At 42.2% G+C, this 7,149-nt stretch carries 9 protein-coding genes; all 9 read left to right on the forward strand.

Annotated elements, in window-relative coordinates; translation table 11 throughout:
• The first annotated feature begins 36 nt into the window (after positions 1-36).
• The 9 genes from atpE to ASU00_RS02760 all read left to right on the forward strand — a co-directional run bounded on the left by atpE (position 37) and on the right by ASU00_RS02760 (position 7,042).
• Positions 37-261, forward strand: a complete 225-nt coding sequence (atpE, locus tag ASU00_RS02720; protein WP_057911910.1) for a F0F1 ATP synthase subunit C — start codon at positions 37-39, stop codon at positions 259-261.
• Positions 262-425: 164 nt separating this feature from the next.
• Complete coding sequence (gene atpF, locus ASU00_RS02725) at positions 426-947, forward strand: F0F1 ATP synthase subunit B (protein WP_057911911.1); 522 nt, start codon at positions 426-428, stop codon at positions 945-947.
• Positions 944-1,480 carry a F0F1 ATP synthase subunit delta gene (locus tag ASU00_RS02730; RefSeq protein WP_057911912.1) on the forward strand — a complete coding sequence of 179 codons (537 nt, stop codon included), beginning with the start codon at positions 944-946 and terminating at the stop codon, positions 1,478-1,480. Before atpF ends, ASU00_RS02730 begins: the two co-directional genes overlap by 4 nt.
• A gap of 24 nt (positions 1,481-1,504) precedes the next feature.
• A complete protein-coding gene (gene atpA, locus ASU00_RS02735; RefSeq protein ID WP_057911913.1) occupies positions 1,505-3,013 on the forward strand; it encodes a F0F1 ATP synthase subunit alpha in 1,509 nt (502 codons plus the stop codon).
• Positions 3,014-3,050: 37 nt separating this feature from the next.
• Entirely contained in the window at positions 3,051-3,911 is an 861-nt protein-coding gene (locus ASU00_RS02740) for a F0F1 ATP synthase subunit gamma (protein ID WP_057911914.1), read from the forward strand.
• Between the two features lie 85 nt (positions 3,912-3,996).
• Positions 3,997-5,394, forward strand: a complete 1,398-nt coding sequence (gene atpD, locus ASU00_RS02745; RefSeq protein WP_057911915.1) for a F0F1 ATP synthase subunit beta — start codon at positions 3,997-3,999, stop codon at positions 5,392-5,394.
• A 25-nt stretch (positions 5,395-5,419) separates the two neighbouring features.
• The gene (locus ASU00_RS02750) at positions 5,420-5,821 is read left to right on the forward strand and encodes a F0F1 ATP synthase subunit epsilon (protein WP_057911916.1); all 402 of its coding nucleotides are present in this window, start codon (positions 5,420-5,422) and stop codon (positions 5,819-5,821) included.
• Positions 5,822-6,164: 343 nt separating this feature from the next.
• Positions 6,165-6,539 carry an NADH-quinone oxidoreductase subunit A gene (locus ASU00_RS02755; protein ID WP_057911917.1) on the forward strand — a complete coding sequence of 125 codons (375 nt, stop codon included), beginning with the start codon at positions 6,165-6,167 and terminating at the stop codon, positions 6,537-6,539.
• Positions 6,540-6,565: 26 nt separating this feature from the next.
• Complete coding sequence (locus ASU00_RS02760) at positions 6,566-7,042, forward strand: NuoB/complex I 20 kDa subunit family protein (RefSeq protein WP_201786266.1); 477 nt, start codon at positions 6,566-6,568, stop codon at positions 7,040-7,042.
• The last annotated feature ends 107 nt before the right edge of the window (positions 7,043-7,149 follow it).

Consider the following 7,149-nt stretch of genomic DNA (forward strand, 5'->3'; position numbering starts at 1 on the left):
AATAAATTTTGATACAATCTAAGGAGGAAATTTATAATGACAGGTTCAGTAGGTCTTCTTGCAGCGGCAATTGCAATTGGTTTGGCAGCACTAGGTGCAGGTATTGGTAATGGTCTAATCGTTTCAAAAACAGTAGAAGGCATCGCTCGTCAACCAGAAGCTCGCGGTATGCTTCAAACAACAATGTTCATCGGGGTAGGTTTAGTTGAGGCGATGCCTATCATCGCGGTAGTAATTGCGTTTATGGTATATGGCGGTTAATAGAACCTTCAAAAAGTTCAAAAATGGCGAAGTTCGTTCCATGTGAACCTTCGCCTTTCCTTTATGTCCACATTCCAATTTTTATCCAATTTAAGAGCATAGTTTTCTATAGTTCAGATGAATGAACTTTAAGAAGTGAAACTCGTGAAGGGAGTGAACCAAGCGTGTTAACAAGCAGCTTAGTACTTGGGTCAACGTCTCAGGGCTTTAATGGCGGAGACATGTTATACCAATTAGTAGTGTTTATCATTTTGTTAGCGTTGCTGAAGAAATTTGCATGGGGTCCTCTAATGGGCATCATGACTCAACGTGAAGAACATGTTGCAAATGAAATTAAAGCAGCGGAAGCTAGCAGACAAGAAGCACTTAATTATTTGGAAGAACAACGCGAAATCGTAAAACAATCTCGCACTGAAGCGGGTCAACTTATAGAAAATGCAAAACTTCAAGGTGAAGCACAGCGTTTAGATATTGTGAATCAAGCTCGTATTGAAGCTGACCGCGTCAAAGAATCAGCTAAGCGTGAAATCGTACAGGAAAAAGAAAAAGCCATTACGGCATTACGCGAGCAAGTGGCATCTTTATCCGTACTTATTGCTACTAAAGTAATAGAAAAAGAACTATCCGAAGCAGATCAAGAGCAATTGATTAATGACTACATTCAAGAGGCAGGAGAAGGTAAATGAGCGATATAACTGTAGCAGGACGTTATGCTGTAGCTCTTTTCCAAATTGCGAAAGAGCAAAATCTCATTAACCAACTTGAAGAAGAGCTTCGCATAGTGCATGAAGTTTTCACGAAGGATAAGGAACTTTTAGGTTTCTTGGCTCATCCTAAAATGACTGGCGACGCTAAACGTGAACTGATGAAAAATGCTTTTGCAGGGATATCGACTTCCGTTCAAAACACTGTAATGCTAATGGTGGAACGTCATCGTATAGATGAAGTGGCTCCCATGGCAGAAGAGTTCATTGAACTAGCTAATGAAGAAAATTCAGTTGCGAATGCAACTGTATATACAGTCAAAGCTTTAACTGAAGCTGAAGCGGAAGCTGTGTCTTCTGCTTTTGCTGCAAAAATCGGCAAACGAAATCTACGCATTACCAATATTACGGATAGCACGATCATTGGCGGAATGAAACTCCAAATCGGCAACCGTATATATGACGGGACGATCAGCGGTAAGCTAGATCGCCTTAGCAAACAACTATTAGGTTAATATTCACGGATAGGGGTGAAATTCATGAGCATCAAAGCTGAAGAAATCAGTGCGCTGATTAAAAAGCAGATTGAAAACTATCAGTCGGAAATTAAAGTAAGCGATGTGGGTACAGTCATCACGGTTGGTGATGGTATCGCACGCGTTCATGGTTTAGATAATGCAATGTCTGGGGAGCTCTTAGAATTTTCCAATGGTTCAATGGGATTAGCACAAAACCTTGAGCAAAATAACGTAGGTGTTGTTATTCTTGGACCGTTCAGAGACATTAAAGAAGGCAGTGAAGTACGCCGTACTGGCCGTATCATGGAAGTGCCTGTAGGAGAAGAATTAATCGGACGTGTCGTGAATCCGCTTGGACAACCATTGGATGGTCTTGGTCCGATCGCTACAACGAAAACTCGCCCAATAGAAAGCCCTGCAACTGGTGTAATGGACCGTAAATCAGTTCATGAACCACTACAAACAGGTATTAAAGCAATCGATGCATTGGTTCCAATCGGTCGCGGACAACGTGAGTTGATCATCGGTGACCGTCAAACTGGTAAAACATCAGTTGCCATCGATACAATCCTTAACCAAGCTGACCAAGATATGATCTGTATCTATGTAGCTATCGGACAAAAGGAATCAACGGTTCGTGGAACAGTTGAGACGCTTCGTAAAAACGGTGCATTGGATTACACAATCGTAGTATCTGCATCAGCATCTCAACCGGCACCACTTTTATACCTAGCTCCTTATGCTGGTGTGACTATGGGTGAAGAGTTCATGTTCGCTGGTAAGCACGTTCTTGTCGTGTATGATGATCTTTCGAAACAAGCATCTGCATACCGTGAACTTTCCTTGCTACTTCGTCGTCCTCCAGGCCGTGAAGCATTCCCAGGGGATGTATTCTACTTGCACTCCCGTTTACTTGAGCGTGCAGCAAAATTGAACGACACTTTAGGTGCTGGATCAATCACTGCGCTTCCGTTCGTTGAAACGCAAGCAGGCGATATCTCTGCTTACATTCCAACAAACGTTATCTCCATCACGGATGGACAAATCTTCTTGCAATCCGATTTGTTCTTCTCGGGTGTACGTCCTGCGATCAACGCTGGTCTTTCCGTATCCCGTGTTGGTGGATCTGCACAAATTAAAGCGATGAAAAAAGTTGCCGGTACATTGCGTTTGGACTTGGCTTCTTACCGTGAATTGGAAGCATTCTCTCAATTCGGTTCCGATCTAGATGCTGCAACACAAGCAAAACTTAACCGTGGTGCTCGTACAGTTGAAGTTCTTAAACAAGATCTAAACAAACCGATTAAAGTTGAAAAACAAGTCATGATTTTCTATGCTTTGACTAAAGGTCTTTTGGATGATATTCCAGTATCGGATATCCTTCGTTTTGAAGAAGAATACTATGTGTTCCTTGATCGTTCTCATCCGGAATTATTAGATCACATTCGCACAACTAAGGGTCTTCCTGAAGACGCTGCTGTCGTTGCTGCCATTAACGAATTCAAAAAGAACTTCGTTATTTCTGAATAAAAAGGTCTAACTAATTTTTAAAGGGTGGTGAGAATGAATGGCCTCTTTACGCGATATTAAGTCTCGGATTACTTCAACGAAAAAGACGAGTCAAATTACAAAAGCGATGCAGATGGTATCTGCTTCTAAAATGAACCGTGCCGAAGCTAATGCTAAAGCATATGTTCCATATATGGAAAAAATTCAAGAAGTGGTATCCAGTATTGCGAACGGAAGTGCGGATGCCTCTCATCCTATGCTTACTTCACGTCCAGTTAAGAAAACCGGATACTTGGTTATCACATCGGACCGTGGTTTGGCTGGGGCCTACAATAGTAGCATCCTTCGCCAAGTTCATAAGACCATTCTTGAACGCCATAAATCCAATGATGAGTTTGTCATTATCGCAATCGGAAGGGTTGGCCGTGATTTCTTTGTCAGCCGTAATATGCACGTAGAGCTTGAAGTTATTGGAGTTCCCGATCAGCCATCTTTTGCTGATATTAGCTCCCTTGCTAAATCTACAGTGAATTTATATTTGAATGAGCTGTGTGATGAGCTTTATATGTACTATAACCATTATGTCAGCCCAATTCAGCAGGAAGTAACGGAAACGCAAATCCTTCCGTTATCTGACTTTGATACTTCCAACCCAACATTGACGACTTATGAATTTGAACCGAATGCAGAAGAAATTCTTGAGGTATTACTGCCTCAGTATGCAGAAAGTTTGATTTATGGTGCTTTGTTAGATGGTAAAGCAAGTGAGCACTCTGCACGTATGACTGCAATGAAAAATGCAACAGATAATGCAAAAGAGTTGATTGACTCACTTTCATTACAATATAACCGTGCACGTCAGGCAGCAATCACTCAAGAAATTACAGAGATTGTCGGCGGAGCAGCTGCTTTAGAATAAAATTATTTAGGGGCGGTCAGCCCGGACGAGGCTTGGCCGTCCATAATCTCGATAGTCGTTATAAGCAACGTTAGGAGGGAAAACGATGAATATAGGACGCGTTACTCAAGTTATGGGTCCGGTTGTTGACGTGAAATTCGAAGACGGACAACTTCCTAAGATCTATAACGCGTTAAGAATCGAAAATACAGCGTCTGGTACAGGACTAACTCTTGAAGTGGCCCTTCAACTAGGTGATAATACAGTTCGTACTGTAGCAATGTCTTCCACTGATGGGTTAACCCGTGGTGCAGAGACTGTTGATACAGGAGCTCCAATTTCCGTTCCTGTAGGTGAAGTAACTCTAGGACGCGTTTTCAACGTATTAGGGGAAAACATTGACCTATTTGAACCACTTACAGCAGATGTGCGTCGTGATCCAATTCACAGACAAGCACCAACTTTCGAGGAATTATCAACACAAGTTGAAATTCTTGAAACAGGGATTAAAGTAGTAGATTTACTTGCCCCTTACATTAAAGGTGGTAAAATCGGTCTCTTCGGTGGTGCCGGTGTTGGTAAAACTGTACTTATCCAAGAACTTATCAATAACATCGCACAAGAGCACGGCGGTATTTCAGTATTCGCTGGTGTAGGTGAGCGTACTCGTGAAGGAAATGACCTTTTCTACGAGATGACTGATTCTGGTGTTATTAAGAAAACAGCGATGGTATTCGGACAAATGAATGAGCCGCCAGGTGCACGTATGCGTGTAGCTCTAAGTGGTTTGACTATGGCTGAATATTTCCGTGACGAACAAGGACAAGACGTTCTGTTCTTCATCGATAACATCTTCCGTTTCACGCAAGCAGGTTCTGAGGTTTCTGCCCTACTAGGCCGTATGCCTTCTGCGGTAGGTTACCAACCAACCCTTGCGACAGAAATGGGTCAATTACAAGAGCGTATCACTTCAACGAATAAAGGTTCCGTTACTTCCATTCAAGCGATTTATGTACCTGCCGATGACTATACGGATCCGGCTCCGGCTACAACTTTCGCTCACTTGGATGCAACAACTAACCTTGAGCGTAAACTTTCTGAAATGGGTATCTACCCTGCGGTTGATCCATTGGCGTCATCTTCACGTGCTCTAAGCCCTGAAATCGTCGGAGCTGAGCACTATAAAGTGGCTCGTCAAGTTCAATCAACTTTACAGAAATATAAAGAACTTCAAGATATTATTGCGATCTTGGGTATGGACGAGTTAAGCGAAAACGAAAAAGTAATCGTTGGCCGTGCTCGTAGAATTCAAAACTTCTTGTCACAAAACTTCCACGTGGCTGAACAATTCACTGGTCAAAAAGGATCTTATGTACCAGTTAAAGAAACAGTCCAAGGATTCAAAGATATCCTAGCTGGAAAATATGACTCCCTTCCTGAAGATGCTTTCCGTCTAGTTGGCCGCATCGAAGAAGTTATTGCTAAAGCAAAAGAAATGGCTTAATTAAAGGGACCTAGGAGGGAATGAAATGAAGACCATTAAAGTCAATGTTGTTACTCCCGATGGCCCAGTATATGATGCAGAAGTTGAAATGGTAAGCACTAAAGCTAAAAGCGGTGAGATGGGAATCATGGCTGGACACGTTCCAACCGTAGCCCCGCTTACCATTGGTGCTGTCCGTCTTAAGAATGGTAGCAACACAGACTATGTAGCTGTAAATGGTGGCTTCTTAGAAGTCCGCCCTGATGTGGTAACCATTTTGGCTCAATCTGCTGAAAGAGCTGAAACTATCGATCTTACACGTGCTCAAGAAGCAAAAGCACGTGCAGAACAAAGATTGCAGAACAATGATGGATCATATGATGTTAAAAGGGCTGACCTAGCGCTTAAACGTGCCATCAACCGAATTCAAATTGCAGAAATGCGATAACCTGATATGACAAAACACCTGATCGGACCAACCTGGTTCAATCAGGTGTTTTTTTATTTTTACTTATTATCATGGAAGGTCGGAATTAGAAAAAATTGCTGAAATCAATCGAATCGTGGAACAAACTATTTTCCATATAAATCCTCGACTCGTCGACATATGGTAGCCTTGATGATATAATGTATACGCTTACATTATTTATCTTTATTCCTCCTCCTGTCACATTGCTTCTAAAAGATTGCTACCCTGCATAAATATTATATACGGCATCCAACAAAAAGAAGACAAGCTCATTTAACATGTACCCATTAATTTTTGACTGATTTTTAAAAGGGAGATGAATATGGGACAGCTACATTTGTACCAAAATAATTACTTAATCGTATTTGTTTTTCTTTGTCTCGGCATATTACTACCTGTTATCGCATTATTTCTTGGCAAGCTACTTAGGCCTTATAAACCGACAGATATGAAGTATACGACATATGAAAGCGGAATCGATCCTTTTTCGGACTCAAGGGTTCAATTCAATGTTCGATACTATTTATTCGGATTGATGTTCGTCATTTTTGATGTAGAGACGGTCTTTTTATTTCCGTGGGCAGTCGCCTATGATGAGCTTGGTATATTTGCCCTAATTGAAATGTTATTTTTCGTCCTTATTCTGATGTTGGGATTAATCTACGCTTGGAAAAAGAAGGTGTTGAAGTGGAATTGAAATTAGACGATCTAACTCCTGCCGAAATGGAAGAGATGCGGCAAAGCATTTTTTTGTCAACGCTTGAACAAATTAAAGGCTGGGCGAGAAGCAACTCACTCTGGCCAATGACTTTCGGATTAGCATGCTGTGCCATTGAAATGATGGGTGTAGGCTCCTCACATTACGATCTGGATCGTTTCGGTTCATTTTTCAGGACGTCACCCCGGCAATCTGATGTCATGATCGTTTCAGGTACGGTAACGAAAAAAATGGCTCCGATCATTAGTAGGTTATATGAGCAAATGCCAGAGCCCAAATGGGTCATTGCAATGGGCTCTTGTGCAACTGCAGGAGGTCCGTATGTGCATTCCTACTCTGTGGTCAAAGGGGTAGATCAAATCGTGCCAGTCGATGTATATATCCCTGGTTGCCCCCCAAATCCGGCAGCACTTATTTATGGAATCAACAAATTAAAAGAAAAGATCCGTTACGAGGCGAAAACCGGAAAGCGGGTGATATAGATGGATGAGGAACAGGACCTAGCGAAGCAAAAAGCAGCCGCAGCAGCGAAGGCGAAGGCGGCAGCACTCGCGCGAAAGCAAGCGAAGGAGGAAGGAACGGAGAATCC

It is taken from the genome of Peribacillus muralis, assembly GCF_001439925.1.
Classification (GTDB): Bacteria; Bacillota; Bacilli; order Bacillales; family DSM-1321; genus Peribacillus; species Peribacillus muralis.